A 26529-nucleotide genomic window follows, 5' to 3' on the forward strand; every position below is an offset into this window, starting at 1 on the left:
CCTCCTCGTCAGGGTCACCGGGGCGGGCCGCCGGCAGCGGCCTCACCGTCATGGTGTCAGACGTCGGCCGGGTCGCGGTGGGTGGGGCGACGGGGCGCAGCCTCAGTCGCGGGTCCGGCGGCGCGGCCACCAGCGCGAGCGCGCGGCGTCCACGGAGCTGCGACGCCCGCTGACCAGATGGGCCAGGGTGCGGATGGACTCGCGCGCCGGGCTGGAGGGGCGTGCCTCGGCGAGGGTATGCCCGTGGAGCAGGGCCGCGTCCACGGCGTCGCGGTCCTCGGGGACGAGGTGCACCTGGCCCACCCCGGCGAAGCGCCGCAGGGTCTCGGTGATCCGCCGGCCGGGCTCGGGACCGACCGGTCCGGGGCGCACCCGCGTCACCACCACCTGGGCCTTCGCCCTGGTGAGCCCGGGCAGCTGGTCGACGCACCGGACGAGCCGCTGCAGGCCCACCGGGTCGCCGGTGCCGACCACCAGCACCCGGTCGGCGTCCTCCAGCGCGGCGAGCGCGGCCCCGTTGCGCCGCGGTGCGCTGGTGTCGAAGGACAGCTCCTCGTCCTGCTCGACCGTCGGCGCGACGTCGACCACCACCCAGCGGGCCACCGACCGGGCCTGCTGGAGGATGTCCGCCAGGGCGCTCTCCCGCAGCTCGGTCCACCGGTCGGCGCGGGGCAGCCCGGTAAGGACGAGCAGCCCCGGGCGCACCCGCGGGGCGAGGCGCAGGAGATGGTCGGCGTCCAGGGTGCCCTGGTCGGCGGCACGGGCGGCGGCCGCGACCCCCGGCGACTCGTCGAGCACGGCCAGCGCCTGCGCCACGCCCGCACCGTAGGTGTCCGCGTCCACGAGGAGGACCGGCGTCGTCACCGACGCCAGCTCGGCGGCGAGGTTGACGGCGACGGTGGTGCGGCCGGTGCTCCCGTGCGGCCCCCACACCACCACGACCTCGCCCTCGGGCGTGGCGTCCTGCCGGGTCAGCTCCTCCTGGTCCGTCCCCAGGGCCCGGTCCGGCCCGGGGTGGTCCTGCTGCACCCCCTGCGGACCGGCCTCGACGAGCAGGGCGGCCGGGTCGGGCGCCGGCCCGGGCCCGGGGCCGGGCCCGGCGGGCCCGGGTCCACCGGCCCCCGCCGCTCCGCGGTCGTCCTCGGGGGCGTCCGCCCGCCCCAGCGCGGCGAGCACCGCGTCGAGCTCCGGGGTGCTGCTCTCGACCTCCAGCACCGAGGTCACGCCGCGGCGGTGCAGGGTGCGCGCCGCCTCCGGGTCGTCGCGCGGATGCACGCCCACCACGTGCGCGCCCGCGGCACCCAGACCCAGCACCGCGTCCCGGTCCAGACCACGCAGGTCGTGCGAGACGAGGACGACGTCCGCCAGGCCCGCCCGGGTGACGCCCATCAGCTCGGGCAGGTCGGCGCACCGGCGCACCAGCCGCACCTGGGTGGACCCGGCCAGCAGGGCCGCGACCTGGCTCTCCCACCGGGGGGCCACGGCGGTGACCAGCGGACGGCTCACCCGCCCTGCTCCCCCTGGGTGCGGGGTGCCGGGACCAGGGTGAGCCGCGCATCCTGGTCCACGGCCGCGATGACGTCGCCCACCCGGTCTGCCGGGACGACGAGGGCCACCGGGGTGCGCCCCAGGGACGCCCCCAGCCCCCCGGCCTGGTCGGTCACGCGGTCGACGACCGCCCCCGGCAGCAGCAGCTCGGGGTCCTCGTAGACCTCGCCGGCGGCCTCCGCGTCGCGCCGGCTCACCCACACGTCCACCTCCGTGCCGACCTGCAGGCCGCCGACGGTCGAGGCGTCCACGGGCACGTTGACCGTCTTGTCCAGCGCCTGCCGCTGCGTGCCGACCGCGGCCGCGGGCACGATCTCCCCGGCCGCGACCCGGCGCAGGAGGTAGGTGCCGCCCGCCACCGGGTCGGTGGCGTCCAGGTAGTGCTCCGCCGAGTCCCCGAGCCGCACCTGGACGGTGACCAGGTCGCCGTCCGCGAGCGGCTGGCCGGGCAGCAGGTCGCGGGCCGCCGCGTAGACCGGCCGGGTGTCGTCGAGGCCGGACACCAGGCGGGCGCCCCCGGCCACCGAGAGCACCACCAGCAGCACGCCCACGACCAGGCGGAGGTCACGCCACCCGGGCGCCTGCAACCGGCGGGCGGTGCGCCCCGGCCCGTCCTGCGTCGTCGCCGTCGGTCCCATCTCGAGGCCCCCTTCGTCCCTGTCGGCCCGAACGGCACGATAGCGCCCCCGGGCCCCACCGCACCTCTGGTCGTCCACAGGCACGTCGGGGCGCGCGGAGGAATCCGTACCATCGTGGTCAGGACCGACGAGAGGAGACCCGCGTGGCCGGGCCCAGATTCCTGACCCTCACCGACGTGGCGGACACCCTCAACGTGTCCCTGTCGCAGGTCAAGGCCCTCGTGCGGTCCGGGGACCTGCCCGGGGTCAAGCTGGGCGGTCGGGGCGTGTGGCGGGTCGAGGCCGCCGAGCTGGAGGCGTACATCCAGCGCATGTACACCCGGACCCGCGAGTCCCTGCACCTGGGTGACGGGCCCTGAGGCATCACCCGGAGCCCGGTCAGAGCCGCTGCACCATCGCGATGGTGCTGTAGGGCAGGGCCACCACGCCGCGGACCGCGCCCGGTCGGCGCGGCTCGTCGTCCGCGTGCCGCGCCAGGTCCAGGTGGTCGGCGAGGGCCCGGTCCACGGTGCCGCTCAGGTGGTCCCCGCCCTGGTCGAACACCCGCACCCGCGCCCGGTCCCGGCTCAGCGCGCGCACCGCGTGGCGCAGGCCGTAGCGGCGTGGCCGGTCGTCCACCCGGCCGCTGAGCCCCTCGACCGAGAGCAGGGCCGCGGTCGCGACCAGACGTTCCTGGTATGCGGAGGCGCGCACCTCGTGCGCCAGCACCCAGTCCGGGCCCACGTCGACCAGACGGGCCTCGAGGGCACCGACCCCGCGGACCCCCAGGCGCAGCACCCGCCCGACATCGGCGGCCAGCCGGTCCCCCAGGACGACACGACCGTGCTCGGCCCGGGTGTGCTCGGCGGCCTCCGCCGCCCGCTCCCGCCGCTCCCAGTCCGCCTGCTGGCCCTCGAGGTCCGCGAAGAGCTGCTCCCAGCGCATCCCCCCATGGTGCCAGGACACCCGGCTCCGGGTGCCCGTCGTCCACAGGTCTTGACGCCCGGGCAGGACCGCTCGTAGATTGCCGTCATCGGACACAAACGCACGCAAACAGACGCATCGTGACTCATCGGCACGGTGGAGGGGGGGACGGCATGGACACCAGAGGGGGGCAGGTCGGCGGCTCGCCGGTCGGCTGGCGGGCCAGCGCCTGGGGCAGCGGCGCAGCCGCCGCAGCGTTGGTGACGGCGGGGGTGCTGGGACGGCAGGCGACGACCACGTGGTCGACCGGCGGCAGCACGGACCCGGGCACACCCGTGCTGGGGGCCGTGCTCACCCTCGCGACCGCCCTGCTCCTGTGGGTGGGCGCGGTGCTGCTCGTCGCCGCCTGGCGGGTGCGTCCCACCGGCTCCGCGCCCTCCCGGCCACCCACCTCGGCCTCGGTCCGCGTCGCCACGTCGCTGCTCGTCCTGATCGCGACGGGCGCCGGCAGCACCGGGGCCGTCGCCGCTCCCGTCTGCGCCACGGCCCCGAGCGGTGCGCAGGACCGCGATGCCGATCACCGCGACGCCGGGCACCGCGACGAGGCGCACGGGGCCGCACCGGACGGTCCGGTGACCGCGCCCCCCGAGCACGTGCACGTGCCCCTCCCGGGGTGGACCCCGGCTCCGGCGTCCACCCGGCCCGCGGCCCGCGGTCAGGTCGACCTGGTGGGCGGGCGCGCCGCCGGGCAGTGGGACCTGCCGGAGCACGTCGTCGTCCGGCGGGGAGACACCCTGTGGGACCTGGCCGCCCGACACCTGGGGCCTCAGGCCACGTCCGCCGACATCGCGCAGGAGTGGCCACGGTGGCACGCCGCGAACCTCGCCACCATCGGCCCGGACCCGGACCTCATCCTCCCCGGTCAGGAGCTCACCGTGCCCGGCACCGCGGAGGGCGGGCGATGAGCGGGACGACCAGGACCCCCGGCGTGCTGCACCTCCGGCTCCTCGCGGTCCCGGAGCCCCCTGCGGAGGGCACCGACTGGACCCACGCCGGGAGCGGGCCCGCACCGCACGGCGAGGACTACGTGCAGGGGACCCTCGCGGTCGACTTCCGCCACGGGGCCTACGACAGCTACTTCGGCCCGCAGGCCACCGGCACCGACGACCTCCCGGAGGCCCGCGCCTGGGCGGTCCGGATGGTCCGGGCCCTGCTGGAGATCTGCGCCGGCACCCGGCCCGTGGACCAGCTCTCCCGCTGGCTGGCGCCCGAGGTCCGCGACCGCGTCGCCCGTCGGTCGACGCTGGCCCGCCGGCGGGGCCGGTGCCGCAGCGGCCCGCCCGTCGTCCGCGCCCTCCTGACCTGCCACCCCGCCGACGGGGTGTGCGAGGTCGCGGCGGTCGTCCACCTCGACGGCAGGGTGCGCGCCCTGGCCCTGCGCATGAGCGGCGTCGACGGGCGGTGGGTCATCACCGCCCTGGAGCTGGGCTAGGTCTGACCGGTCGGCCCGGACCGGTCAGCTGCGGCCCCGCTGGGCCGCCGCCCGGCGCTGGGCGCGGTTCCCCTGGCCCTGCTCCTGGCCGGTCGGCGCCGACCCGTTCGGTGCGCCGTCGCTGTGGCTGCCGTCCGCCCGGACGCTGCTGGCCCGGACGTCGCCCCCCTCGCCCGGGGCGACGAAGGTCAGCCCCTGCCGCGGCGCGGACTGCTGGGCCTGGGCGGCCCCGCCCGCGGACACCTGGGCGTGGAAGAGCAGCCGCACGGACTCCTCCTTGATCGCCTCCATGACGGCCTGGAAGAGCTGGTAGCCCTCTCGCTGGTACTCCACGAGCGGCTCGCGCTGCGCCATGGCGCGCAGCCCGATCCCCTCCTTGAGGTAGTCCATCTCGTAGAGGTGCTCGCGCCACTTGCGGTCGAGGACCTGGAGCACGACGCGTCGCTCCACGTCGCGCATGACCTCCTCGCCGAGCTCGGCCTCGCGCTCGTCGTAGGCGTGCTGGGCGTCGCTGGTGAGCTCCTCCACGAGCAGGTCGGTGGTCACGGCCGCCCGGCTCCCGGCCCGCTCGACGACCCGCTCGATCCGCAGGCCGACGGGGTAGACCCGACCGAGCTCCTGCCACAGCGCCTCGAGGTCGATGCCGTCGGCCAGACCGGCACCCCCCGCGCTGGTGACGTAGTCGCCGACGACGTCGTTGACGAAGTGGCGGACCTGCTCGTGCAGGTCCTCGCCCTCGAGGACGCGGCGCCGCTCGGCGTAGATGACCTCGCGCTGGCGGTTGAGCACGTCGTCGTACTTGAGGACGTTCTTGCGGGTCTCGAAGTGCTGGGCCTCGACCTGGCTCTGCGCGCTGGCGATGGACCGGGAGACGATCTTGGACTCGATGGGCACGTCGTCCTGCATCCCCGAGGTCGACATGACGCGGTCCACCAGCGCGGCGTTGAACATCCGCATGAGGTCGTCCTGCAGGGACAGGTAGAAGCGGGACTCCCCCGGGTCGCCCTGGCGGCCGGCCCGGCCCCGCAGCTGGTTGTCGATGCGGCGCGACTCGTGCCGCTCGGTCCCGAGGACGTAGAGCCCGCCGAGCTCGGTGACCTCCTCGTGCTCGGCCTCGACGGAGGCCTCGGCCTGGGCGAGCGCCTCGTCCCACGCCGCCTCGTACTCCTCCGGGGTCTCGTGCGGGTCCAGCCCGCGCGCCTGCAGCGCCGTCACCGCACGGAACTCCGAGTTGCCCCCGAGCATGATGTCGGTGCCGCGGCCGGCCATGTTGGTCGAGACGGTGACGGCGCCCTTGCGCCCCGCCTCGGCCACGATGGAGGCCTCCCGCTCGTGGTGCTTGGCGTTGAGCACCTCGTGCCTCACCCCGCGCCGGCGCAGCTGGTCGGAGAGGTACTCCGACTTGGCGACCGAGGTGGTGCCGACGAGCACCGGCTGCCCGGCCCGGTGCCGCTCGACGATGTCGTCGACCACCGCGCCGAACTTCGCCTCCTCGGTGCGGTAGACGAGGTCCGGCATGTCCTGGCGGATCATCGGCCTGTTGGTGGGGATGGACAGCACCCCCACCTTGTAGATCTGGTGCAGCTCGGCCGCCTCAGTCTGGGCCGTGCCGGTCATCCCGGCGAGCTTGTCGTACATCCGGAAGTAGTTCTGCAGGGTCACCGTGGCCAGGGTCTGGTTCTCGTTCTTGATCTCGACCCCCTCCTTGGCCTCGATCGCCTGGTGCATGCCCTCGTTGTAGCGCCGACCCGGCAGGATGCGGCCGGTGTGCTCGTCGACGATCATCACCTGACCGTCCATGACCACGTAGTCCTTGTCCCGGGTGAACAGCTCCCGGGCCTTGATGGCGTTGTTGAGGTAGCCGATGAGCGGGGTGTTGGCCGACTCGTAGAGGTTGTCGATGCCGAGGTAGTCCTCGACCTTCTCGATGCCGCGCTCGAGGACGCCGACGGTCTTCTTCTTCTCGTCGACCTCGTAGTCGCCGCTGGACTCGATCCCGCGCAGCGGGTCGGCGGCCTCGCCGCGCTCCAGCCGGCGGACGACCTTGGAGAACTCGGTGTACCACTTCGTCGGCTGGTCGGCGGGGCCGGAGATGATGAGCGGGGTGCGGGCCTCGTCGATGAGGATGGAGTCGACCTCGTCCACGATCGCGAACTGGTGCTCGCGCTGGACGAGGTCCTTGAGCGAGGTCGCCATGTTGTCGCGCAGGTAGTCGAAGCCGAACTCGTTGTTGGTGCCGTAGGTGATGTCCATCGCGTACTGCTCCCGGCGCTGCGAGGGCGTCATCGAGGACAGGATGCACCCGGTCTCCAGACCGAGCGCACGGTGCACGCGACCCATGAGCTCGGACTGGTACTGCGCGAGGTAGTCGTTGGTGGTGATGACGTGCACGCCGCGGCCGGTGAGCGCGTTGAGGTAGGACGGCAGGGTGGCGACCAGCGTCTTGCCCTCACCCGTGCGCATCTCCGCGACGTTGCCCTGGTGCATCGCGGCGCCGCCCATGATCTGCACGTCGAAGTGGCGCTTGCCGATGGTGCGCTTGCTCGCCTCGCGGACGGCGGCGAACGCCTCGGGCAGCAGCTGGTCCAGGGTCTGGCCGTCGGCGAGCCGCGCCTTGAACCGGTCGGTCTCCTCGCGCAGCTCGGCGTCGGACAGCCCCTCGAAGTCCTCCTCGAGGGCGTTGACCTGCTTGGCGACGGTCTCCAGTCGGCGCAGCGCGGACTTCTCCCCGGCGCGCAGCATCTTCTCGAACAGGTTCGGCACGCGTCTAGGCTAGCGGGCATGGCTGAGGATGCCGCATCGAGCGTGGGGCCGGTGCGCCAGCAGAAGGGGTGGCGGATCGTGCCGCCGCACGAGGGGCACCTCGCGCTGCTGCTCGACCTGGGGGCCGACGGGGAGGCGCGCCGGTGGGGTGACGCCGTGCCCGTCCGGGACCCCGGCGCTGCGCGGGCGTGGGTGGCGGTCGCCCGCGACGGGTGGGCCGGCCGGCACCGCTGGGCCCCGCGGCGCTGGGTCGTGGAGGGGTCCGCCGGGGTGGCGACCGGGCCGGGTGCGGACGAGGTATGGCGTCCGGCCGGCATCGTGGAGTACCGCCCGGACGGCCACGGCGGCGCCGAGGTCGGGTACGCCGTCCACCCGGACCACCGTGGTCACGGGGTCGCCACGCGAGCGCTGGGGCTGGCCCTGGACCACGCCTTCGGCGAGGACGACGTGGTCCTCGCCCGCTGGCGTGCCGAGGTCGGCCACTGGGCCTCCCGGCGGGTCGCCTGGCGGCTGGGGTTCTCGGCGCCGGTGCAGGTCCGGGGGCTGCTGCCGGGGTGGGACCAGGACACCGCGCCCCGCGACGGATGGCTGGCCACGCTGCACCGGGACGACCCGCGGGAGCCGGCACACCCGTGGCGCGAGATCCCCGTCCTGACCGAGCAGGACGCCGACGTCCGGCTGCGTCCGTGGCGGGCCGACGCCGACGACACGGCGGCGCTGATGTCGGTGGACGACGTCGCCCGGCAGTTCGTCGGGCCGGTCCTGCCCGGGGCCGGTGAGGAGGCCGTGCGGGCCTGGACCAGGGCCCGGCGGGAGTCGGCGCTGCTCGGGCACGGCCTGAGCTGGTGCATCGCCGACGCCCGCTCCGACGTGGCGCTCGGGGGCATCTCCCTCTTCGACCTGCTGGACCCCTTCGCCCACGGGTGCGCCGAGGTGGGCTACTGGCTCCTCCCCGCCGGCCGGGGGCGCGGGGCGGTGACCCGGGCGTTGCGCCTCGTCACCCGGTACGCCGTGGCCGAGCTCGGCGTGCACCGGGTCCTCGCCCAGACCGACGAGCGCAACGACGCCTCGCACCGCGCGCTCCTGCGCGCCGGCTTCCGGTGGACGGTCACCGAGCCGCGGTCGTGCGTCTACGCCGCCGGGGGTGAGCAGCACGGCACCGCCCGCTTCGCGCTGCTCGACGACGAGGGCCGGTCCCCCGGGCCGCCGGGTCCTCCCCCTGCTGTGGTGGCCGCGGGGCACCCGCCCGCGTCCTCCGGCACGACCCCGGACCCCCCGGTGCCGCGGGCGCCGGTCCCGACGCTGCGCGCCGACCCCCTGGTGCTGCGCCCCTGGCGCACCGGGGACGAGGACCGGGTCGTCGAGGCGGTGACCGACCCGCTCACCCGGCAGTACCTCCCCGAGCTGCCCGACCCGTACGGCCGCCCCGAGGCGGCCTCTTTCCTCGAGGCCTGTGCCGAGGCGAGCGCGCGCGGCGAGCGGCTCACCTGGGCGGTGGCGGACGCGGCCGACGACCGGGTGCTGGGCGCGGTCAGCCTCACCCGGACGTCCGCCTCGGGAGCGCCCGGGGAGATCGGCTACTGGGCCCACCCGGACGCGCGCGGCCGCGGCCTGACCACGGCCGCGGTGCGCGCGGTCGTCCGGTATGCCCTCGCGCCGGTGGCCGGGGAGGGCCTGGGCCTGCGACGGGTCTGGGTGCAGGCGGCGGAGGGCAACCTGGCCAGCCGGCGCGTCGCGGTGGCGGCGGGGCTGCGCGAGGTGGGGCGGGACCGTCAGGCCGAGGTCCTGCGCGACGGGACCGTCGAGGACCTGGTGCGGCTGGACCTGCTGGCGCAGGAGCTGCCGAGCCCCACGTGAGCGCGACCGCTCCGGTGCCCGCCACGCCCGCGGCGGGTCGACCCGCTCAGACCGGGAGGTCGACCCTCCCCAGCCCCAACCAGCCGGCCATCGTCTCCAGCTCGTCGACCAACCGGGGGGCGGCGTGCGCCATGTCGACGCCCTGCTCCCAGTGGACGGCCCGCGCGCGGAGCACCCCGGCCTCCCGGTCCGCCTTGAGGTCGACCCGCCCCACGAGGTGCTCGTCGAGCAGGAAGGGCAAGACGTAGTAGCCGTGCACCCGCTGCGGCGCGGGGACGTAGATCTCGAGCCGGTAGCGGAAGCCCCAGAGCTGCTCCACCCGCTCGCGCTGCCAGACGAGGGAGTCGAACGGGCTCAGCAGGGCGGCGCCCTCCACCCGCCGAGGGCGTCGCGCCCCGGGGTCCAGCCACACCGGGCGGTCCCACCCGTCGACGTGCACCCGCTCGGCCCGTCCCTGCGCCTCGAGCCTCGCGAGGGCCGCCGTCACGACCGGCCCGCGCACCCGGAAGTAGTCGGCCAGGCAGCGGGCGCTGCCCAGACCGTGCGCCCGCAGCGCGACGGCCAGCAGCTCCACCACCGACTCCAGCTCCCCGGGAGCGTCCGGCTCGCCGGGCGCACGCCGCAGGACCTCCGGGGGGAGCACCCGCTCGGGACAGGCATACCGCCGCTCGAACTGGCTGGTCCGCGCGGCGCTGGTCAGCTCGCCGGTCGCGAAGAGCGACTCCAGGGAGGTCTTGACCGCCGACCAGTTCCACCCCCAGTGGTCGGTGCGGCGGGTCGCGCCGTGGGGCAGGTGCACCTCGACCTCACGGGCGGTGAGCGGCCCGTGCTCCGCCACCACCTCGCCGACCGCCTCCAGCAGGCCGGGGTGCTCGTCCCGCAGCTGCTCGCGGCGCGCGAGGACGCGGGGGCGGCGCATCCGGAAGCCGAGGAGGGGCCAGGTCTCCAGCGGCACGAGCGACGCCTCGTGCGCCCAGACCTCGACCATGCGGCGGCCCGCGCGGGCACCGCCCCGCACTCCTGCGCCGTCCCGCATACGGTCCAGCGACGCGGTGTCGTAGGCGCCGAGGCGGGAGAAGAACGGCAGGTAGTGGCTGCGGGCGAGGACGTTGACGCTGTCGATCTGGACGACGCCGAGACGCTCCAGGACGCCGGTGAGCCGGCGCGCGCCCGGGTCCTGCGGACGGGCCCGGTCGAAGCCCTGGGCGGCGAGCGCGACACGACGGGCCTGCGCCGGGGTGAGGGTCAGCACGGGGACCACCCTGCCAGGGACCGGTGACGCACCGGCCCCGGGGCCACCCCGTGCGGGTGGTCCCCGGGGCCGGTGCGTGGGGGCCGTGCGGACCCTGGTCTCAGGAGGCGACCGCCTGGGTCCGCTCCCCCGTGCCGGCCTGCGACGGGACCGCGTGCGCGTCGCCGTCGGTGTCGCCGTCGGCCTCGACGCGGTCCAGGCGCAGCACGCCGTAGGACCAGCCGCGGCGGCGGTAGACCACGCTCGGCCGGTCGGCGTCGGCGTCGTGGAAGAGGAAGAACTCGTGGCCGACCAGCTCCATCTGCGACAGCGCCTCGCCCACGGTCATGGGCGGGGACGCGTGCACCTTCTCGCGGATCTCGATGGGGCTGTTGCCGCGCGTCTGCAGGTCCTCGTCGACGGCCTCCTCGGGACTGCGCCCGGGCTCCTGCTCCTCGTCGGCGTCCTGCTCGGCGAGCGGGTCGGTGGGCAGCCCGAAGGTGGCCTCGGCGACGGAGGGAAGACGGTGCTTGCCGGTGTGGGACACCCGCCGCTTGTCACCCAGCCGGCGCAGCCGCTCGGCCAGCTTGCCCATGGCGAGGTCCAGCGCGGCGTACTCCTCGTCCGCCGCGGCCTCGGCCCGGACCACGGTCCGGTGGACGTAGCAGGTGATCTCGCAGCGCTCGGCCTCCTTGGCCTGGCGCGGGTTGGTCTCGCGGGTCAGCACCACCTCGGTGCGACGGACCCGGGGGGCCAGCTGCGGGACCTTGTCCAGCTTGTCCTCGATGTGGCGGCGGAAGCGCTCGGGCACGTCTCTCTTGCGACCAGTCACGCTGAGTTCCATCAATAACCTCCATGCAAGACGGTGTGGTTCGGGGTATGGCGTCGGCGACGGCGCCTGCTCTCGACCGGCCTCACCCCCTCACGTCTGCTCGCGAGGTGCTCCATGAACCCACACTAGTCCGGCTCGCCCGCGCGCGATAGGTCAGGCCTGGGGTCGGCGCGCCCGCGCCGGGCGGTCGCCGCCACGGTGGCCGCGACCACCCCTCCGGCGCCGGCCCGACGCAGCGCGCGGGCGCACTCGGCGAGCGTCGCGCCGGTGGTGACGACGTCGTCGACGACGACGCAGGGCACACCCGCGAGAGCACCCGCCAGCCCGGTGCGCACCCGGACGGCGCCGTCGAGGTTCGCCGCCCGCTGCGCGGCCGACAACCCCGCCTGGTCGGCGACGGCGCGAGCCAGGACGAGGGCCGGGACCACGGCACGCCGCGTCCCGGCCGCGACGACGGCGAGCTCGCGCACCGGGGAGCGGCCGCGCGCGCGGGTGCTGGCCGGCGCCGACGGGGCCGGGACCACGGCCACCGGACGGCCGGCCCCCAGGGCGTCCCGGTGCTCCGGGGAGCCCTCGAGGGCGGCGGTCATCGCAGCGCGCAGCACCTCCCCGAGGGCCGCCGTCAGGTCCACCCGGTCCTGCTCCTTCCAGGCGACGACGAGGGAGGGCAGGGCGCCGTCGTAGGCCGGGCCCGACCAGGTCGGCGGGAAGCCCGGCGGGCAGGGCGTGGGGCGCCAGGGGCGCGGACCCGTCGCGCGCAGCTCCCCGAGGCAGTCGGGACAGAGACGACGCCCCGCCCGTCCGCAGCCGGCGCACCCGGACGGGGCCACCAGCTCCAGCAGGGCACGCAGGTCCTCCCCCGGCCGCCACGGCATACCCCAGGGTCGCACCCCTGGGGCCGGCCGTGCGGCTGTCCACAGGCGTGGCGTGGTGCGCCCGCGTGGCATGGTGCGCCTGCGTGGCCCGAGGGCGCCTCAGCCGCCCGGGACCACCACCTGGTCCCCGTTGCGGACCGGCTGCCACCCGCTCTGGCCCTCGGGCACGTAAACCCCGCCGTCCTGGGTGCGGGCGATGACCTCCACGCCGGTGACCCGCGGCACGGGGACGGCGTCCACGAGCCCGGAGAGCTCACCCAGGGGCTCCAGCCATCCGCCGAGCTCGAGCCGGAAGGCCTGCGGCTCGAGGTCCTCCTGGCGCTCGCCGACGAGCACGAGCTCACCGGCGGCGCTCCAGTGCGCGGCGGAGACGCCGCGCAGATGGGTCGCGACCGGCAGCGGGGTGGTGAGCTCGCGCGGCCGGCCGGCGGTGTCCCGCACGATGCCGGTGACCAGCAGGCGGTGGACCGGCGCCTCCTCGGTGTCCTCCGTCACCGCCGTGCCCACGACCAGGGCCGCCCGGCTGCCGTCGGGAGAGATCGACAGCGCCTCGACGCGGTCGTCGTCCTCGAGCCAGTCGGCCTCGACGGGCCGGGCCACGGCGTCGAGCTGTGCGGCGTCGACCACCCACACCCGGGGGGTCTGGCTGCTGCGGTGCACGCCGCCGAGCCAGAACGCCCCCTGCGGGTCCACCGCGGGGGCGCCGAGGCCGTCGCCGATGCCCTCGTTGGTGTGCACCCGCTCCCCCCGCCACCGGCGGAAGGCGGTGCCGTCGACGGAGACCGCGGCGAGGTCGTCCAGCCCCTCGGTCGCGGCCAGGCCCGTCCACCGCAGCTCGACCTGCGGCAGGACGACGTCGTCGGGGACCTCGATGTCGCGCAGGGCGTACTGGGAGGGGTCCACGAGGGTGAGCTGCTCGCCGACCCGCAGCACCACCTGCGAGACCTGCCGGTCCACCTCGGCGTAGGGCAGCTCGGTGGCGGCGGTGATGGGGCCGTCGGCGCCGTCCAGCCGCAGGGGCTGGCCGGAGGCCTGCACGTCCACCCCGGCCACCGAGCTCAGCCCGAGCAGGCTGTGCGCCAGCTGGCTGCTCAGACCCTCGGCGCGCGTGTCGTCCTGGGCCAGCGTCGCTCCCTGCAGGTTGACCGTGGCCACGAGGGTCGAGGGGTCGACGGGCACGGCCGGCGTCGCGAGCCGCACCGACTCGTTGGCGGCGGTGCTGACGGCCCCCTCCAGGTAGCCGGGCAGGGGCGCGAGCTGGGCGCGGGTGAGCGCCGTGGGCAGCCCCTCGCTGTCGGCCAGCCACCTCAGCTCCGGGACGAAGACGTCCTCCTGCGTGTTGAGGTAGGACAGCACGGTGGGCCGGAAGACCCGCTCGAAGGCGGTGTCCGAGAGCCACAGCCCCGCGTCCTCGGGGAAGGTGCTGATGCGCGGCTCGCCGTCGACCTCGGTCAGCCCGAAGGTCTGGGTCGTGGTCTGCGGCGCCTGCTCGGTGAGCCGTCCGTCGGCGTCCACCCGGCCCACGACGTCGAGATCCACGCTCACCTCGTCCTCGGAGAGCAGGGTGAGCTCGGCGTCACCCTCGTAGACGAGGACCGTGGCGGTCGGCACCCAGCTGCTGGCCAGCTCGGAGGCGAGGTAGGTGCGGGACACGTCGTCGTCGCCGGCAAAACCCTCGCTGGCCCGCAGGAACCCCTCGACCACCTCGACCGGCCCGGCCCCGGGCTGGGCGCGGGGCAGGAGACGGTCGACCTCCCGCTCGGACTGCTGGGAGACCGGCAGGCCGGCCCGCGGCGCGGAGCTGGTCGGGAGCTGCCCCGAGCAGCCGGTGGTGAGGAGTGCGGTGGCGGCGAGCACCGCGACCAGGGGGGTGCGCATCAGTCGTCCTCTCTCGTGGCCAGCGCCAGCACCACCGGGGGCACCTCGGCGTCACGGGCAGCGGTGGTGCCACCGACCGGACCGGGCCCGGAGGGCACCTCCGGTGGTTCGTCGGCGATGACATGGGTATGGGCGCGGGGCAGCATCAGGCGGAAGCAGGCACCCTCGCCGGGCCGGCTGCCGACCTGCAGCCACCCGCCGTGGACGCGCGCGTCCTCCTGGGCGATCGCCAGCCCGAGGCCGGTGCCGCCGGTGGTGCGGGTGCGCGCGGGGTCGGCCCGCCAGAACCGGTCGAAGACCTGGTGGCGCTGCTCCTCGGTCAGCCCGATGCCGTGGTCGCGCACGCTGACCGAGACCACGTGCGGGTTGCTGGCCACGGTGACGTCCACCGGCAGCCCCTCGCCGTGCTCGACGGCGTTGGTCAGCAGGTTGCGCAGGATGCGGGAGACCCGTCGCCCGTCCATGCAGACCTCCACCCGCTCGCTGGGCACGTGCACCCGCAGCGTCGTGCCCACCTTGTCGGCGAGGGTCTGCACCCCCTGCACCGCGGCGACGACGGTCGGCAGGATGTCCTCCTCGTGGCGCTCGACGGTGGCGGCCCCGGAGTCGAAGCGACTGATCTCGAGCAGCTCGGCGAGCAGCTCCTCGAACCGGTCCATCTCCTGGTCGAGCAACTCGGCGGACCGGGCGACCGGCGCCGCGAAGTCCTCCCGCGAGGCGTGCAGCACGTCGCCGGCCATCCGCATGGTCGTCAGCGGGGTGCGCAGCTCGTGCGAGACGTCGGAGACGAAGCGCTGCTGCAGCTGGGACAACGAGCGCAGCTCGCGGATCTGGTGCTGGATGGAGTCGGCCATGGTGTTGAAGGAGGTCGCGAGCTGGGCGATCTCGTCGCTGCCCACGACCGGCAGCCGCTCGTCGAGGTGCCCCTGCGCCACCTCCTGGGACGCCTTGGCCACCTCCTCCACCGGCCGCGTGACCATGCGGGTCGCCAGCAGCGCCAGGCCGACGGCCAGGGCGAGCAGCCCCAGCCCGCCGAGGAGGAAGAGCTGGCGGACGAGGTCGAGGGTCTCCTGCTCGCGGAGCAGCGGGTAGACGAGGACGAGGTCGTAGGGACCCGCGCGCAGCAACGACACCCGCGACCCCACCACCACGGCCGCCGTTCGTTCCTGGCCCTCGCCGAGCGACACCGGGACCACCATGACCTGCTGGTTGGCCGGGTCCTGGGCGATCGCCTCCCGCAGCTCGCCGGGCACGTCCTCGGCGAGGACACCGGTGGACATGCGCTCCACCACGCCGCTGGTGTTGGTCAGGGCGGGCAGCAGCAGCGCCCGCCGCCCGTCCGCGGCCGACGGCCCGCTCATCGACTGGATCTGCTCCTCGGCCAGACCCCGCAGACCGCTGTCGTCCCGGCGGTCGGTGGAGTCGAAGGCCCGCTGGGCGTTGGCGACCTGCTGGGAGGCGTCCCGCTCGGCGCTGTCGACGGCCTGCTCCACCAGCCCGCGGGAGACCTGCTGGTAGAGCAGGGTGCCGAGCAGGAGGGCGAGCAGGGTGCCGACCAGGACCGTCGAGGTGACGACCCGCGCCCGCAACGAGCCCCGCCACCAGGTCAGCACGCGCCGACCGGCGGCGACCCCGTCAGGGGTGCCCGGCCTTGTATCCGACGCCACGCACCGTCACCACGATCTGGGGGTTCTCGGGGTCCTTCTCGATCTTGCTGCGCAGGCGCTGGACGTGCACGTTGACCAGCCGGGTGTCGCCCGCGTGGCGGTAGCCCCAGACCTGCTCCAGCAGCGACTCCCGGTCGAAGACCTGCGTAGGCTTGCTCGCCAGCGCCACGAGCAGGTCGAACTCCAGCGGGGTCAGCGGGATCTGCTCGCCGGACCGGGTCACCTCGTGCCCGGCCACGTCGATCAGCACGTCGCCCACCTGCAACCGGGTGTCGTCGCCGGTGTCGGTGCGGCGCAGCCGCGCCCGGATCCGGGCCAGCAGCTCCTGCGGCTTGAACGGCTTGACGACGTAGTCGTCGGCGCCGGCCTCCAGACCCAGGACGACGTCCTTGGTGTCCGTGCGGGCGGTGAGCATGACGACGGGGATCCCGGACTCGGCGCGCAGCTCACGGCATACCTCGATCCCGTCCTTGGACGGCAGCATGACGTCCAGGAGGACGAGGTCGGGGCGGAACTCGCGGAACATCGGCATCGCCCGTCCCCCGTCGGCGCAGCTCGCGACCTCGTAGCCCTCCTTGCGCAGCACGATGCCCAGCATCTCGGCCAGGGCCTGGTCGTCGTCGACCACGAGTACTCGAGCGCTCACGGGTTCCTCCTGCGTCTGTGCCCCTGCACCAGCATCAGTAGCGGTAGTGCTCCGGCTTGAACGGGCCGGCCACGTCGACCCCGAGGTAGCCGGCCTGCTCCTTGGTCAGCTCGGTCAGGTCGGCCGCGACCGAGGCCAGGTGCAGCCGCGCGACCTCCTCGTCGAGCTCCTTGCGCAGCGTGTGGACGCCGAGCGGGTAGGACTCGATCCGGGTGTGCAGCTCGATCTGCGCCAGCACCTGGTTGGCGAAGCTCGCCGACATGACGAAGCTGGGGTGGCCGGTGGCGTTGCCGAGGTTGAGCAGACGACCCTCGGAGAGCACGATGATCGAGCGCCCGTCGGTGAAGGTCCACTCGTGCACCTGCGGCTTGATCTCCACCCGCTGCACGTCCGGCACCCGGGCGAGGCCGGCCATGTCGATCTCGTTGTCGAAGTGGCCGATGTTGCCCAGCACGGCCTTGTCCTTCATCGCGGCCATGTGCTGCGGGGTGACGACGTCCTTGCAGCCGGTCGCGGTGATGACGAAGTCGGCCGAGCCGACGACGTCCTCCAGGCGGGCGACCTGGTAGCCGTCCATCGCGGCCTGCAGCGCGCAGATGGGGTCGATCTCGGTGACGATGACGCGGGCACCCTGACCGCGCAGCGCCTCCGCGCAGCCCTTGCCGACGTCGCCGTAGCCGCACACCACCGCGACCTTGCCGCCGATGAGGACGTCGGTGGCGCGGTTGATGCCGTCGATGAGGCTGTGCCGGCAGCCGTAGGTGTTGTCGAACTTGCTCTTGGTGACCGCGTCGTTGACGTTGATCGCCGGGAAGAGCAGCTCACCGGCCTCGTGCAGCTGGTAGAGCCGGTGCACCCCGGTGGTCGTCTCCTCGGACACCCCGCGGATGCCCTCCGCCACCCTGGTCCAGCGCTGCGGGTCCTCGGCCAGCGAGGAGCGCACGGTCTCCAGGATGACCTTCCACTCCTCGGGGTCCTCCTGCTGAGGGCTGGGCACCGCCCCCTGCCGCTCCCACTCCCGCCCCTTGAGCACCAGCAGCGTGGCGTCGCCCCCGTCGTCGAGGATGAGGGTGGGGCCGGCCCCGTCCGGCCACAGCATGACCTGGGTGGTGCACCACCAGTACTCCGGCAGGGTCTCCCCCTTCCAGGCGAAGACGGGGACGCCCTGCGGCTCCTCGGGGCTGCCGTGCGGACCGACGACCACGGCGGCCGCCGCCTCGTCCTGGGTGGAGAAGATGTTGCACGAGGCCCAGCGGACCTGCGCCCCGAGCGCGACGAGGGTCTCGATGAGCACGGCGGTCTGGACGGTCATGTGCAGGGACCCGGCGATGCGGGCGCCGGCCAGGGGCTGCTCGTGGGCGAAGCGCTCGCGCAGGGCCATGAGGCCGGGCATCTCGTGCTCCGCGAGCCGGATCTGGTGCCGCCCCTGCTCGGCGAGCGCCAGGTCGCGGACCCGGTGCTCGAGCGCGGTGCCGGTCGTCGTCATGGTGTCGGGCATGGGGTCATGCTACGTGTCGCCCCCGACGTCCTCGGGCACGTGCAGGCCCAGCAGCGCGTTCTCGAGCACCTCGGACAGCGCCGGGTGGATCCAGTACTGGCCCCGCGCCAGCTCGTGGGCGGTCACCGACGGGCCCATGCTCAGCGCCTGGATGGCGGGCTGGATGAGGGTGCTGGCCATCGGGCCCATGGCGTGCACCCCGAGCAGCCGCCCGGTCGCGGCGTCCCCCACCGCCTTGAGCAGCCCGGTGGTGTCCTCCATCGCCCAGCCGTACGCGGTGTCGCCGAACCGCTGCACCTTGGTCGTCACGGCATACCCCTCGTCCTGGGCCTGCGCCTCGGTGAGGCCGACGCAGGCCATCTGCGGGTGGGTGAAGACGGCGGCCGGCACGAACCGGTGGTCGAAGGCACGGAGGTCGTCGGGGTGGGCGAGGTTGTGGGCGACCGCCCGGGCCTCGTGGTTCGCCACGTGCTTGAGCTGGTGCTCGGAGGAGGCGTCGCCCAGCGACCACACGCCGGCGACGGCGGTGCGGCCGAAGCGGTCCACGACGACCCGCCCGTCGTCGTGGGTGGACACCCCGGTGTGCTCGAGCCCGAGGTCGTGGGTGTGCGGGGTGCGTCCCGTCGCCACGAGGAGGACCTCCCCGCTCGCCGTGGAGCCGTCGGACAGGGTCAGCTCGATCTCCGACTCCCCCTGCTCGAGCGAGACGGCCTCGACCCCGGTGCGGACGTCCCACTGCGCCCGCGCGAGGTCGGTCCAGGCGGCGGCCAGCTCCGCGTCGAGGGCGCGCAGGAGCCCGTCGCCGCGGGTGACGATCCGGACCTCCACGCCGAGGGCGGAGAAGATGTGGGCGAACTCTGCGGCGATGTAGCCGCCGCCGAGGATGACCATGCTGGCGGGCAGCTCGGGCAGCCGCATGACGGTGTCGGAGGTGTGGAAGGGCACCCCCGAGTCGAGGACGACGTCGGGGACGTGGGGCCGCGAACCGGTCGCGATGACGACCTGGTCGCCCGTGATGCGGTGCACCGAGCCCAGCTCGTGGTGGCCGCCGGGCCGGGTGATCTCGATCTCCAGCTCGTGGTCGGAGACGAAGCGGGCGTGACCGAGGTAGGCCTCGGTGTGCCCACCGTCGACGCGGTAGTCGCGACCACCGTCGCTGATCGGGTCGATCCGGCCGAAGACGCGGTCCCGGATGTCGGTCCACCGCACCTGGTCCAGGCTCGCGTCGATGCCGAACCGGGAGGCGTCGCGGATGGTCGAGGCCACCTCCGCGGCGTACACGAACATCTTGGTGGGGATGCAGCCGACGTTGAGGCAGGTGCCACCGAAGACCCCGCCCTCGACCACGGCGATGCGACGCCCCTCCAGCTCGGGGGTGACCAGCGAGTTGCCGGAGCCGGTGCCGATGATGACGAGGTCGTAGTGGGTGGTGTCGCTCACCTCGTCAGCCTAGTTCGCCCCTAGACCCGCGCCACCCGAGGTGGGGGTCGGCTCCCGGGCGCGCGGGGAGAGACGTCCGCTCAGGACCAGTTGACTTCGTACAGGTGTTCGACTACACTGAGATCAACCCGCCGGGCGGCGGGGGTGAGCTGGTCCTCGGGGGAGGTGGGTGTCGTGGTCGCATCGGTGGTCGTGCCGTCTCAGGAGCAGCCGGGGCACGCCGTGCTGGGGGTGCTGGGGGTCATCGGCGCCGCACGGGCGGGGTTGGAGGCGCGACTGATCGAGGCCGCGCGGATCGTGGTCGCCGCGACGGGGGCGGCACTGCTCACCGACAAAGGTTTCGCGACCGTGGGAGAGCTGACCGACGCGCAGCGACGGGCGTGGAGGTGCGAGGCCAAGCGGGCCGCGTGCGCGGAGATCGAGGCCACCCTCGGCCTGGGGGTGGTCGAGGCTCGACAGCTCGTGGGCGTCGCCTGCGCACCCAGGGGTGTCCGAGCCCCGGTGCTGGGCGCGCTGGACCGGGGTGAGGTGACGTGGGGCATGGTCCGCGACTTCTGGCGGCGCTGTGCACGGCTCTCCTCCGACGACGCGTCCCTGGTCGCGGAGTCCCTCTTCGGCACCGAGGCCGCCACCGCCGCACCTGAGCGCCTCACCCCCGACGACGACCTCAGGGACACCCCGTGGCACGCCGCCGACTACCGGGCCGCGCTGGAACGCGAGGCCACCCGCGCCGAGGGTGTCGACGTCCAGGCCGAACGCGACCGGCGACGGGAGGCCTACCGGCAGCGACGCGCCGGTGTGGTCGTCCACGACGACGGGACCGCCACGCTGTCCGTCACAGGACCCCTCATCTCCGTCGTCGCCGCACACTCCCGCATCGAGCGCGCTGCGCGCCTCCTGCGCAAGCACGGCGACCCCCGCACCCTGGACCAGCTCCGCGCCGACACCATCGCCGGCCTGCTCGTCCACGGACGCCTCCCCCTTCCCGACGCGGGGGACGACGCACCAGGATGGCGGGAGCTGCAGGTGCCGGACCTGGACCGGATCGCCCGCGTCATCACCGGCATGCCGACCGTCCAGCTCCAGGTCGTCCTGCCCTGGGACACCCTCACGGGGACGCCGGCGGGCATCGGTGCCAGCGAGGACGAGCGGCGCGGCCGGGGCGTGGCCCAGCTGCTCGGAGCACATCCCGCCGCCCTGACCCCCGGCCATGCGCGCGAGCTCACCCTCATGCCGGGCACCACCCTGAGCCGGCTCCTGAGCGACCCCGCGGACGGACGCCTCGTCGAACGCTCCCTCACGACCTACCGGCCCGACGCGGACATGCGCCGGCAGGTCCTCGCGGCCGACCTCCACTCCCGCGCGCCCGGCACCCGGCACCCGGGCACGACCTGCGAACTCGACCACGTCCGCCCGTGGGGCGGCTCGGACGAGGGGGGCCAAGCCCGGGGCGGCCCGACAGCCGAGACCAACCTCGTCGCGCTGGGCCGGCGACCGCACCAGCTCAAGACGCTCGGCTGGGCCACCGCCCGCATCAACGACCTGCGCGACCTGACCTGGACCACGCTGCTCGGTCACACCTCGACCACCCGGAGCCACGACTACCGCCACTACGTGGCCGGCCCCCCGCCGTCCGCGGCCGGACGGGGCGGCACCGCGGACCCCCCGCCACCGGCTGACCCGGACGAGCAGCGCGACCTGCTGAACCGCGCGCTCTACGACGCCCTCGGCGCACGAGGGCCCGACGCCCTCCTCACCGACGACGACGACCACCCCGGCGCCGGCGACCACGGCGGTCCGCTGTCGCGCTGGATGTTCGTCCCGCGCCGCTGCGCCGGTTCGCAGCCCCCACCGGCACCCCACCGCACCTCCACCGCTGCATCCGACCCCGCGGCAGCCGAGCCTGAGGAACCGAGCACGAGACGGGACCCAAGCGTCACACGGGACCTGGGCGTCACACGGGACCCGGGTGCGACACGGGACCCGGGTGCGACACGGGATCCGGGCAGTCGAGCCGATCCACCAGGAACGCCCGGGACGTCCCCTCCGGACGAACCCCCACCCTTCTGAGGACGGGGGCCGCCGCTCAGCGCTGCAGCTCCTCCCGGACGGCGTCCAGCCCGTGCCACACCTCGACGAAGGTGGTGGACAGCGGCGACAGGCCCAGCCGCAGCCCGTCCGGGGATCGGAAGTCCGGGATCACCCCGCGCTCCCAGAGCCGGGGGTATGCCGCCTCGAAGGCCGGGTGGCGCAGCGTCAGATGGCCGCCCCGCCGCTCGTGCGCCCGTGGGCTGGCGACGACGACGCCCAGCTCGGTGGGCCACGACTCCACGACGGACCAGGCGAAGTCGGTGAGGCGCAGGGACTTGCGCCGCACCTCCTCGATGCCGGCCTCGGCGAGCAGCTGGGCACCCAGGCGCACCGGCACCATGCCGATGATGGGCGGAGTGCCGCTCACGAGGGCCCGGATGCCCGCGGCGGGCTGGTAGCCCTGCTCCATGCGGAAGGGGTCGCGACGGCCCATCCAGCCCTGCACCGGCTGCTGCAGCGTCGGCAGGTCGTGGTGGCGGCGGGCGAGGTAGGCGTGGGCCGGCGCGCCCGGGCCCCCGCACAGGTACTTGTAGTCGCACCCCACGGCGGCGTCCCAGCCCCACTCGTCGGCCCGCACCGGGACCGAGCCGGCGCTGTGGCTGGTGTCCCACAGCACGAGGGCGCCGGCGTCGTGCGCCAGCCCGGTGATGCGGCCCGCCTCGGCGACGAAGCCCGAGCGGTAGGCCACGTGCGAGAGGAGGACCACCCCGGTGCTGTCGCCGACGACCTTCGCGACCTGCTCCGGGGTCACCCCGGCGGCCGGGTCGGCGTCGATCCACCGCAGGACGAGGTCGCGCTCGGCCGCCACGCCCTCCGCGACGTAGCGGTCGGTCGGGAAGTTGTCGGTGTCGAGCACGAGCTCGCGGCGTGCCGGGTCCGTCGCGAGCTGGTGGTCCACGAGGGCCCGGAGCACCTTGTAGAGCAGGACGGTGGTCGAGTCGGCGACCACCGTCTGCCCGGGGGCCGCACCCAGGGCGGCGGCGCCGACGAGGTCGCCGACCTCCTCGGGCCAGCGCATCCACCCCTCGTCCCAGGACCGGATGAGGCGGGTGCCCCACTCCTGCCGGACGAAGCGCTCCATCTCCTGCGCGGCCCCGGCGACGGGGCGGCCCAGCGAGTTGCCGTCGAGATAGGACACCACGCCCTCGGCCCGCTCGAAGCGGGGCACGAAGCGCGCCAGCGGGTCCTGCGCGTCGAGCTCCTGCGCGCGCCGCAGGTCGGGATCAGCCACGCCCGTCACCTCCGTGGTAGCCCTCGGGCTCGACGTCCTGGATGGCCGAGCGCACGTCGTAGAGCTCGGGGAAGAAGGTCAGGTCCAGGGCGCGGCGCAGGAACGGGGTCCCGCTCGATCCCCCGGTGCCCCGCTTGCTGCCGATGATGCGCTCCACCGTCTTGAGGTGACGGAAGCGCCATACCTGGAAGTTGTCCTCGAGGTCGACCAGCTCCTCGGCCGTCTCGTACTCCGCCCAGAAGCGCTGGGGGTCGGCGTAGACGCGCCCCAGCGCCTCGACGACGCCCGGGTGGGAGTGGTAGGGCTCCGAGACGTCACGCTCCAGCACCTCGGCGGGGATCGCGTGCCCGCGCCGGGCCAGCCAGGCCAGCACCTCGTCGTAGAGGCTCGGCCGGTGCAGCAGCCGGACCAGCTCGGCGTGCTGCTCCTCGTCGTGGGCGAAGACCGGGAGCATGCCGGCGTTCTTGTTGCCGAGCATGAACTCCACCGCGCGGTACTGCCAGCTCTGGAAACCGGATCCGGTGGCGAGGAAGGCCCGGAACCGGGCGTACTCGCTGGGGGTGAGCGTCGCGAGCACCGACCACTGCTCGGTCATGGAGGCCTGGATGTGCTTGACCCGGGCGATCCGCTTGAGCGCCTGCCGGTGGTCGTCGGCGCCCAGGAGCGTGCAGGCGCTGGTCAGCTCGTGGATCACCAGGCGCAGCCACAGCTCGGTCGTCTGGTGCTGGATGATGAAGAGCAGCTCGTCGTGCTGGGGAGGCGTGGCGCGCGGATGCTGCGCCGACAGCAGGGTGGGCAGGTCGAGGTAGGCACCGTAGGAGAGGTTGCGCCCGAAGTCGCTCTCGATCCCCTGCTCCAGGTCCCGCCGCGACCGGCTGTGCCGGCTCACCGGGTCCTCGCCCCGCTCCCCGTCGGCCACTGGGTCCTCGCCCCGCTCCCCGTCGGCCACTGGGTCCTCGCCCCGCTCCCCGCCGGCCGCCGGGTCCGGGCCGCTCACCGCGTCCGGTCCCGCAGGTCGGCGACGTGCGGCGAGACCGAGGGGTCCAGTCCCAGGCCGATCGCGAGATAGGTCGCCGCGAAGTCCACAGCGGCCACGTGGTCGGCGAGGCGCACGATCGGCGGCCCGCTCTCGGCCTGCACCTCCATGACCCGCACGCCCGCCTCGCGAGCGGTGGCGAGCACCGCATCGGTGAGGGCCTCCGCCTGCACCGACTCCCGCGTGGGCGGCTCGGCCGGCGCGTCGCGCAGCATGAGCAGCCCCAGCCGCGGCGGGGCCGGGCCGTCGAGGTAGGGGTCGGCGAAGAGGTCGTCCCGTCGACCCCCGTCACCGGGGCCGGTGGCGCGCTCCATGAGCTCGCCCTCCGGCTCGTCGAAGTGGTGCGGCTCCCAGCGCGAGGTGTCGATGTCGCCCAGCCGGATCCGGGCGTCGTCGTAGGTGCCGGGGCGGCGGCCGCCGATGGCGGTGTAGGGCCCGTCGAAGCAGGCGACGATGCCGCTGGCCGCGTCGGGCAGCTCGCCGAAGGTCGCCGGGATGCGCGCCGTCCGGGCCAGCATGGAGGCGGCGCGTGCCGCGGCCACACCACCCAACGGACCGTCGCCGAGGACCACCGGCACCGTCTCGGCCAGCTGCACGGCCAGCACCTTCGCAGGGTTGACGAAGGCGTCCGAGGAGGGCCGGAACTCCTCGGCGCGCGTGTCGAGCCGGTCGGCGACCCCGACCACCATGTCCGTGGAGGCCTCGAGCAGGCCGAGCCGGTCGGCACCGATGAGGACCGGCGTCAGCAGGGTCCACAGGGCGGTGCGCGAGCTGGTGCGCCCTCCGCTGCCCACCCCGACGTGCACCCCCCGGGCGCGCCGGCACACCTGCGCCAGGGGGGAGTCGTCGGCCCCGACGGTGAGCAGCATCGCCCCGCGGCGCGCAGCCTCGGCGGCGACGGCCAACGGCCCCGGCGCGCGCCCGGAGAGCGACACGGCGACCACGAGGTCCATCGGGCCCACCCACCCCGGGAGCGGCAGGTTGCGCCGGGCCTGGACCGGGACCGGTGAGCCCGGCTCCGCGAGCAGCTCCAGGACCTCGGCGACGATCGAGGAGCCACCGATGGCCGCCACGAGGACCGACCTCGGCCGCTCGCTGCGGGCCAGCCGGTCGATGCCGGCCTCCTCGGTCAGCGTCATCGCCTCGCGCACCTGGGCGCCGGCGCTCGCGAGCGCCCGCAGGGTCTCCCGGGAGTCCTTGCGCGCCAGCTCGTCCGGGTCGTCGAGCAGCGCTTCGTCGATGTAGGGCACGTGACCTCCGCCGCGGCTCAGTCGGTGACCGTGACGACGTGGGCGTCGTCGACGAGGAGGACGGGTATGCCGTCGCGCCAGGGGTAGCGCCGACGCCGCCCCGGCCCGTCGCAGTCCTCGGCGCACTCGAGCACGGGCGCGCCGTGCTCGTCGGTCCGGTCGAGGAGCTCGTGCCGCCCCACCGGGCAGCGCAGGATGCTGCGCACCCAGGGGTCGTACTCCGGTCGCGCCATCTCAGGCCTCCTGTCTCACGAGCGCCAGGACGGCGTCCCGGACGCCGACCATGGTCTCACCGTCCTGCGCCTCGACGTTGAGCCGCAGCAGCGACTCGGTGTTGCTGGCCCGCAGGGACACCCACCAGAAGGGGGCGTCGTCTCGACTCATGAGCAACCCGTCGCCCGCCTGCTCACGGGCCCCGTGCGCGCGGGCCCAGTCGCGGACCCGGTCCGTGGCGGCGGTGACGTCCTCCACCCCGCTGTTGATCTCGCCGGAGGCGGCGTAGGGGTCGAGGGGGGCGAGCAGGGCGGACAGGGTGCCCTGGTGCCGGCCCAGTGCGGCCAGCACGTGCAGCGCCGCGAGCAGCCCGCTGTCGGCATACCAGAAGTCGCGGAAGTAGTAGTGGGCCGAGTGCTCGGCCCCGAAGACCGCCCCGTGCCGCGCCATGCGCTCCTTGACGAAGGAGTGGCCGACGGGCGAGCGCACCAGGTGGGCCCCGGTGCCCGCGACCGCCTCCTCGAGGCCCCGGGAGACGACCGAGCCGTGGACGACCGTGATGTCGCCCGGGCTGCTCCCCGCGGCGACGTCGCGGGCGATCTCGCGGGTCGCGATGAGGGCGGCCACCGCACCGGCCGGGACCTGGACGCCACGCTCATCCACGAGGACGACCCGGTCGGCGTCCCCGTCGAAGGCCAGCCCGAGGTCCGCACCGGTCCGGACGACGGCGTCCTGCAGGTCGCGGAGGTTGGCGGGGTCGAGAGGGTTGGCCTCGTGGTGGGGGAAGGTGCCGTCGAGCTCGAAGTAGAGCGGCTCGACGCTGATCGGCAGACCCTCGATCCCGAGCACGGCCGGCACTGTGAGGCCGGCCATGGCGTTCCCGGCGTCCACCACCAGGCGCAGCGGGCGGATGCCCTCGAGGTCGACCAGCGAGTGCAGGTGGGCGGCGTAGTCCGGCAGGACGTCCGCCTGCCGGACCGTCCCCGCAGGACCGGCGGGCAGCGTGTGCAGGTCACCGCGGTCGAGCAGCCACTGGGCGAGGTCCCTGACCTCGCCCAGCCCGGACTCCTGGCCCACGGGACGCGCCCCGGCGCGGCACAGCTTGATCCCGTTGTAGCCCGCCGGGTTGTGGCTGGCGGTCACCATCGCACCGGGCCGGCCGCGGGACCCGCTGGCGTAGTAGAGGGCGTCGGTGGAGCACAGCCCGAGCACGGTGACGTCCACGCCCTGGGACCGGGCTCCCTCGAGGATGGCGTCGGCGAGCGCGGGTGAGGACTCCCGCATGTCCCGCCCGAGCACCATCTCCCGGTGCCCCTCCGGCAGGACGCCGACCTGGGCGAAGGCGGCGCCCAGGGCCCGGGCGACCTCCGGGGTCAGGGGTCCGGGGACGCGGCCCCGGATGTCGTAGGCCGTGATGACGTCGGCGACCTGCATGCCGTG

General features: G+C 74.7%; 22 protein-coding genes. 5 read left to right on the forward strand and 17 right to left on the reverse strand.

Annotated features, from left to right (window positions below; genetic code table 11):
* Nucleotides 1–102: 102 nt before the first annotated feature.
* Together AVL62_RS11080 and AVL62_RS11085 are read right to left on the reverse strand one after the other, a co-directional pair.
* Nucleotides 103–1506, reverse strand: a complete 1404-nt coding sequence (locus tag AVL62_RS11080; protein WP_058891672.1) for an AAA family ATPase — start codon at nucleotides 1504–1506, stop codon at nucleotides 103–105.
* Nucleotides 1503–2186 carry a hypothetical protein gene (locus AVL62_RS11085; protein ID WP_058891673.1) on the reverse strand — a complete coding sequence of 228 codons (684 nt, stop codon included), beginning with the start codon at nucleotides 2184–2186 and terminating at the stop codon, nucleotides 1503–1505. Before AVL62_RS11085 ends, AVL62_RS11080 begins: the two co-directional genes overlap by 4 nt.
* Nucleotides 2187–2329: 143 nt before the next feature.
* On the opposite strand from AVL62_RS11085, the gene AVL62_RS11090 reads away from it, so the two are divergent.
* Nucleotides 2330–2545 (forward strand): helix-turn-helix domain-containing protein, encoded by a 216-nt coding sequence (locus tag AVL62_RS11090; protein ID WP_058891674.1) that lies wholly within the window; start codon nucleotides 2330–2332, stop codon nucleotides 2543–2545.
* Nucleotides 2546–2564: 19 nt separating this feature from the next.
* Here the strand turns inward: AVL62_RS11090 and AVL62_RS11095 are convergent, their stop codons facing one another.
* On the reverse strand, nucleotides 2565–3110 hold the full coding sequence (locus AVL62_RS11095) for a hypothetical protein (RefSeq protein ID WP_058891675.1): 546 nt from the start codon (nucleotides 3108–3110) through the stop codon (nucleotides 2565–2567).
* 152 nt (nucleotides 3111–3262) lie between these two features.
* On the opposite strand from AVL62_RS11095, the gene AVL62_RS17545 reads away from it, so the two are divergent.
* Nucleotides 3263–4054, forward strand: a complete 792-nt coding sequence (locus AVL62_RS17545) for a LysM peptidoglycan-binding domain-containing protein (protein WP_058891676.1) — start codon at nucleotides 3263–3265, stop codon at nucleotides 4052–4054.
* A complete protein-coding gene (locus AVL62_RS11105; RefSeq protein WP_058891677.1) occupies nucleotides 4051–4581 on the forward strand; it encodes an Rv3235 family protein in 531 nt (176 codons plus the stop codon). Before AVL62_RS17545 ends, AVL62_RS11105 begins: the two co-directional genes overlap by 4 nt.
* A gap of 24 nt (nucleotides 4582–4605) precedes the next feature.
* On the opposite strand, the gene secA is transcribed toward AVL62_RS11105, so the two are convergent.
* On the reverse strand, nucleotides 4606–7323 hold the full coding sequence (gene secA, locus AVL62_RS11110) for a preprotein translocase subunit SecA (protein WP_058891819.1): 2718 nt from the start codon (nucleotides 7321–7323) through the stop codon (nucleotides 4606–4608).
* Nucleotides 7324–7362: 39 nt separating this feature from the next.
* Here secA and AVL62_RS11115 point away from each other — a divergent pair, with 39 nt between their 5' ends.
* Nucleotides 7363–9201 carry a GNAT family N-acetyltransferase gene (locus tag AVL62_RS11115; protein ID WP_083518883.1) on the forward strand — a complete coding sequence of 613 codons (1839 nt, stop codon included), beginning with the start codon at nucleotides 7363–7365 and terminating at the stop codon, nucleotides 9199–9201.
* Nucleotides 9202–9247: 46 nt separating this feature from the next.
* Here the strand turns inward: AVL62_RS11115 and AVL62_RS11120 are convergent, their stop codons facing one another.
* The 8 genes from AVL62_RS11120 to AVL62_RS11155 all read right to left on the reverse strand — a co-directional run bounded on the left by AVL62_RS11120 (nucleotide 9248) and on the right by AVL62_RS11155 (nucleotide 19268).
* On the reverse strand, nucleotides 9248–10453 hold the full coding sequence (locus AVL62_RS11120; RefSeq protein ID WP_058891820.1) for a winged helix-turn-helix domain-containing protein: 1206 nt from the start codon (nucleotides 10451–10453) through the stop codon (nucleotides 9248–9250).
* A 100-nt stretch (nucleotides 10454–10553) separates the two neighbouring features.
* Nucleotides 10554–11276 carry a ribosome hibernation-promoting factor, HPF/YfiA family gene (hpf, locus tag AVL62_RS11125; RefSeq protein WP_058891679.1) on the reverse strand — a complete coding sequence of 241 codons (723 nt, stop codon included), beginning with the start codon at nucleotides 11274–11276 and terminating at the stop codon, nucleotides 10554–10556.
* A gap of 113 nt (nucleotides 11277–11389) precedes the next feature.
* Nucleotides 11390–12139: a ComF family protein gene (locus tag AVL62_RS11130; RefSeq protein ID WP_058891680.1), complete on the reverse strand. Its 750-nt coding sequence runs from the start codon at nucleotides 12137–12139 to the stop codon at nucleotides 11390–11392.
* Nucleotides 12140–12238: 99 nt separating this feature from the next.
* Nucleotides 12239–14017 carry an LpqB family beta-propeller domain-containing protein gene (locus AVL62_RS11135; protein ID WP_058891681.1) on the reverse strand — a complete coding sequence of 593 codons (1779 nt, stop codon included), beginning with the start codon at nucleotides 14015–14017 and terminating at the stop codon, nucleotides 12239–12241.
* A complete protein-coding gene (gene mtrB, locus AVL62_RS11140; RefSeq protein ID WP_058891682.1) occupies nucleotides 14017–15630 on the reverse strand; it encodes an MtrAB system histidine kinase MtrB in 1614 nt (537 codons plus the stop codon). Before mtrB ends, AVL62_RS11135 begins: the two co-directional genes overlap by 1 nt.
* A gap of 22 nt (nucleotides 15631–15652) precedes the next feature.
* Nucleotides 15653–16330: an MtrAB system response regulator MtrA gene (mtrA, locus tag AVL62_RS11145; RefSeq protein ID WP_083518884.1), complete on the reverse strand. Its 678-nt coding sequence runs from the start codon at nucleotides 16328–16330 to the stop codon at nucleotides 15653–15655.
* Nucleotides 16331–16364: 34 nt separating this feature from the next.
* Nucleotides 16365–17828, reverse strand: a complete 1464-nt coding sequence (gene ahcY, locus AVL62_RS11150) for an adenosylhomocysteinase (RefSeq protein WP_235585666.1) — start codon at nucleotides 17826–17828, stop codon at nucleotides 16365–16367.
* A gap of 9 nt (nucleotides 17829–17837) precedes the next feature.
* The gene (locus tag AVL62_RS11155; protein ID WP_058891683.1) at nucleotides 17838–19268 is read right to left on the reverse strand and encodes a mycothione reductase; all 1431 of its coding nucleotides are present in this window, start codon (nucleotides 19266–19268) and stop codon (nucleotides 17838–17840) included.
* A 174-nt stretch (nucleotides 19269–19442) separates the two neighbouring features.
* On the opposite strand from AVL62_RS11155, the gene AVL62_RS11160 reads away from it, so the two are divergent.
* Nucleotides 19443–21338, forward strand: a complete 1896-nt coding sequence (locus AVL62_RS11160; protein WP_058891684.1) for an HNH endonuclease — start codon at nucleotides 19443–19445, stop codon at nucleotides 21336–21338.
* A gap of 16 nt (nucleotides 21339–21354) precedes the next feature.
* Here the strand turns inward: AVL62_RS11160 and AVL62_RS11165 are convergent, their stop codons facing one another.
* The 5 genes from AVL62_RS11165 to manB form a co-directional block, all read right to left on the reverse strand.
* Nucleotides 21355–22599, reverse strand: a complete 1245-nt coding sequence (locus AVL62_RS11165; RefSeq protein WP_419177489.1) for a kynureninase — start codon at nucleotides 22597–22599, stop codon at nucleotides 21355–21357.
* Nucleotides 22583–23479 (reverse strand): tryptophan 2,3-dioxygenase, encoded by an 897-nt coding sequence (locus AVL62_RS11170; protein ID WP_058891824.1) that lies wholly within the window; start codon nucleotides 23477–23479, stop codon nucleotides 22583–22585. The genes AVL62_RS11165 and AVL62_RS11170 overlap by 17 nt, the downstream gene beginning before the upstream one ends.
* Nucleotides 23480–23583: 104 nt before the next feature.
* Nucleotides 23584–24876: an SIS domain-containing protein gene (locus AVL62_RS11175; protein WP_058891685.1), complete on the reverse strand. Its 1293-nt coding sequence runs from the start codon at nucleotides 24874–24876 to the stop codon at nucleotides 23584–23586.
* Nucleotides 24877–24893: 17 nt separating this feature from the next.
* On the reverse strand, nucleotides 24894–25109 hold the full coding sequence (locus tag AVL62_RS11180; RefSeq protein ID WP_058891686.1) for a Trm112 family protein: 216 nt from the start codon (nucleotides 25107–25109) through the stop codon (nucleotides 24894–24896).
* 1 nt (nucleotide 25110) lies between these two features.
* Nucleotides 25111–26523: a hypothetical protein gene (manB, locus tag AVL62_RS11185; protein WP_058891825.1), complete on the reverse strand. Its 1413-nt coding sequence runs from the start codon at nucleotides 26521–26523 to the stop codon at nucleotides 25111–25113.
* Between the last annotated feature and the right edge of the window lie 6 nt (nucleotides 26524–26529).

This window comes from Serinicoccus chungangensis (assembly GCF_001483745.1).
Taxonomy (GTDB): domain Bacteria; phylum Actinomycetota; class Actinomycetes; order Actinomycetales; family Dermatophilaceae; genus Ornithinicoccus; species Ornithinicoccus chungangensis_A.

Excerpts from the sequence above, each read along its gene's own strand:
- AVL62_RS11085 (WP_058891673.1), bottom strand. The coding sequence starts at position 2,186 with ATGGGACCGACGGCGACGACGCAGGACGGGCCGGGGCGCACCGCCCGC.
- AVL62_RS11095 (WP_058891675.1), bottom strand. The coding sequence starts at position 3,110 with ATGCGCTGGGAGCAGCTCTTCGCGGACCTCGAGGGCCAGCAGGCGGAC.
- AVL62_RS17545 (WP_058891676.1), top strand. The coding sequence starts at position 3,263 with ATGGACACCAGAGGGGGGCAGGTCGGCGGCTCGCCGGTCGGCTGGCGG.
- AVL62_RS11105 (WP_058891677.1), top strand. The coding sequence starts at position 4,051 with ATGAGCGGGACGACCAGGACCCCCGGCGTGCTGCACCTCCGGCTCCTC.
- secA (WP_058891819.1), bottom strand. The coding sequence starts at position 7,323 with ATGCTGCGCGCCGGGGAGAAGTCCGCGCTGCGCCGACTGGAGACCGTC.
- AVL62_RS11115 (WP_083518883.1), top strand. The coding sequence starts at position 7,363 with ATGGCTGAGGATGCCGCATCGAGCGTGGGGCCGGTGCGCCAGCAGAAG.
- hpf (WP_058891679.1), bottom strand. The coding sequence starts at position 11,276 with ATGGAACTCAGCGTGACTGGTCGCAAGAGAGACGTGCCCGAGCGCTTC.
- AVL62_RS11130 (WP_058891680.1), bottom strand. The coding sequence starts at position 12,139 with ATGCCGTGGCGGCCGGGGGAGGACCTGCGTGCCCTGCTGGAGCTGGTG.
- AVL62_RS11135 (WP_058891681.1), bottom strand. The coding sequence starts at position 14,017 with ATGCGCACCCCCCTGGTCGCGGTGCTCGCCGCCACCGCACTCCTCACC.
- ahcY (WP_235585666.1), bottom strand. The coding sequence starts at position 17,828 with ATGCCCGACACCATGACGACGACCGGCACCGCGCTCGAGCACCGGGTC.
- AVL62_RS11180 (WP_058891686.1), bottom strand. The coding sequence starts at position 25,109 with ATGGCGCGACCGGAGTACGACCCCTGGGTGCGCAGCATCCTGCGCTGC.
- manB (WP_058891825.1), bottom strand. The coding sequence starts at position 26,523 with ATGCAGGTCGCCGACGTCATCACGGCCTACGACATCCGGGGCCGCGTC.